Genomic DNA, 2580 nt, shown 5'->3' with positions numbered 1-2580 from the left:
GCTGCCGCGCGGCAAAGCCGACGGTGTACAGCGAGTTCAGCGGCAGCGCGTTGATGGTGGGGTCGGTGGAAAACGCCACCAGCGCCGGGTTCAGGGGGCGATGCCCCAGGCTCGAGCGCACGCCCATGGCGGCCAGCAGCAGCACCAGCAGCGCCAGCGGCAGCCGCCACAGCCAGCCGGCCTCGACCGGGACGGTCGGCGTGGGCAGTACCCAGCGGCGTGAGCCGCGCAGCAACGCCCAGAACAGCACGATCACCGCCGTCACCTCGATCACCACGGCCAGCAGGTGCCCGCGCAGCAGGGTCATCCCGACTTCCTCGGGATAGATCAGGTATTCCAGGAACAGGCGGTTCGGGCGCAGCCCGTATTCGGTCATGAAGCTTGGCGTGGCCAGCTCCATGAACACCAGCAGCACGCTCGCCACGATCAGCCAGCCGCGCAGCAGGTGGCGCCAGGCGCGGCCCAGCCGCCCGTCCACCGGCAGCAGCAGCGCCAGCACCGCGGGAATGCCATAGAGCAGGCAGAGCGTGGACACATCCACCCGTATTCCCTGCAGGAACACCGTGGCCCAGCCGTCGGCCGCGCTGACCCGGGAGGCATGCCACAGCGCCAGCCCCAGCCGGGACAACGACAGGGCTACCAGGCCGAACAGGAAGAAGGCGGCAATCGGAGACAGACGCCGGTACAGCGACACCCATACAGCTCGGAGCATGAAAGGAATCCAGAAATGGAACTACGAACAGCCAGCGCCTCTCCCTGGCAGCGGGCCACACCCGACCACGTGTTACCCGACACACCCGCCAGCGCAGCGGACACGCCGCCACCACCGTTCAACGCCCACCGCAGTCGGGATCAGCCCGCAGACGCCCGCGGTGGCGGTTCCCCAACCGCCCACTGCCCCATGCCTGACCCGCCCGTCATCGTTCGGACACACGGCCGGTTCCGAACAATACAGGGAATACCGCCGGCGTCGACGGGAAACGTGCCCCCCGGTGTCCGGCGGTGCCTGGCCGTTTCCGCCGACCGACAGCCCGGCGCTAGGCTTGGCAATGCGCCAGCACCGCGCGGCAGTCGTCCAGCTGCCAGCAGGCCAGGCCCGGCCACGGGTTGTCCGGTGCATTGACCAGCAGCGTGCGGGTGCCGGCCGCGCGGCCGCATTCCAGGTCGAAGCGGTAGTCGCCCACCATCACCACCTGCGCCGGGTCCACCTGCCAGCGCCGCAGGAAGTACTGCAGCCCGGCCGGGGAGGGTTTCGGCTCGGCCTCGTCGCGGCCGATGATGTCCTGTTCGGCAAACACGTCGCCCAGCCCGATGGCCTGCAGGGTGACCTGGGCCAGGCTGCGCACGTTGCGGGTCAGGATGCCCAGCCGGCAGCCGGCCCCCTGCAGCGCGCGCACCAGCGCCACCGCGCCGGGCGCGGGCTCGGCCTCGGCGGCGAGCGCACGCTCATGCGCCAGCAGCCAGGCGTGCTTGGCCGTGGCCTCCGCCGCGGGCAACCCGGCCAGGTGGGTGAGGATGTCGTCCTGCACCGGGATCGCCAGTTCGCGCTTGATCCGTTCGAAGTCGTGCACCGCCACGGTCAGGGTGCCGTCCATGTCGAACACCCAGTGGCGGATCGCCGACAGCGGCAACGCCGCTGCCGGGGCGCCTGCCGCCGTCATTCCCACCACTTCGGCATGCGGTTGGCGTCCACCCCGCCGGTTTCGAACACCGCGGTGCGGGTGCCGCCGGCCTTGACCGGGAATTCGATGCTGATCACCTTGGCCTTGCGCGCCAGTTTCCACAGCGCCTTCTGGTCGGTGATGAACATCGCGATCGCCTCGTCGGTCTTGGGCCGCCAGGCGGCCATCGCGATCGGCTTGCCGCCGTCCACGCTGACCTGCACCTTGCACTGCGGGCAGCGGAAGTCGCCGGCCTGCAGCACCAGGTAGGCATGCCGCTTCCATTCGGGGTGGTCGCGGAACACCAGCTGCACCGGCTTGGCGCCGCTGCCATCCACGTCCACGCGCTCCTTGCTGAAGATCTGCGCCGAAACCTGGCTGCCCTTGCCGCCCACCGGGATCTGGTTGTACTGCCACAAGCCCTGCATGCGGCGCAGGTCGCGCGCCGCATCGCCCTTGGCCTTTACCTCGGCAAAGCCGGGCTCGATGCGCGCGGCCACGTCGGTGTCCTTGTACTGGTCCAGCAGCGCGCCGCCATGGATGCGCGCGCGCTCCCAGTCCTGCGACGCCACGGCCATCTCGTACTCCTTCGCCACGCCTTCGGCCTTGGTTTCCTGCTGCGCCTTCGCGGCGGCGGCGGCGGCTTCCTGCGCCTTGCGCTCTTCCTCGGGGTTGCTGCAGGCCACCAGCGCGAAGGCACAGGCGGCGGCCAGGATCAGTCGTTTCATTGCGTGCTCCGTGATTGGAAAGGCGCCCAGTGGCGTCACCGGCCTACTGTAACGGGGGAGCAGGCGCGGCCGCATCTCCATCGAACGCGTTCATGGGGTCCGCGTGCCGTGGTGGCATGACCTGTGACGGAGCAAACGCCCTCTGCGTTGGCGGTCATGCCGGTAGCGAACGCGGGCGCTGCAACGGCGGT

2 protein-coding genes and 1 pseudogene are annotated in these 2580 nt (G+C 69.8%); all 3 read right to left on the bottom strand.

The window, feature by feature from the left end:
- Positions 1-712, bottom strand: a pseudogene (locus DBR34_RS23260) (LTA synthase family protein); the annotation flags it as partial.
- A 325-nt stretch (positions 713-1037) separates the two neighbouring features.
- Positions 1038-1661 (bottom strand): HAD family hydrolase, encoded by a 624-nt coding sequence (locus DBR34_RS14625; protein WP_128097332.1) that lies wholly within the window; start codon positions 1659-1661, stop codon positions 1038-1040.
- Positions 1658-2389, bottom strand: a complete 732-nt coding sequence (locus tag DBR34_RS14620; RefSeq protein ID WP_128097331.1) for a hypothetical protein — start codon at positions 2387-2389, stop codon at positions 1658-1660. Before DBR34_RS14620 ends, DBR34_RS14625 begins: the two co-directional genes overlap by 4 nt.
- Positions 2390-2580 lie beyond the last annotated feature (191 nt).

This window comes from Stenotrophomonas sp. HMWF003 (assembly GCF_003061285.1).
Lineage (GTDB): Bacteria > Pseudomonadota > Gammaproteobacteria > Xanthomonadales > Xanthomonadaceae > Stenotrophomonas > Stenotrophomonas maltophilia_AP.
This window is presented reverse-complemented; position numbering and strand designations above follow the sequence as displayed.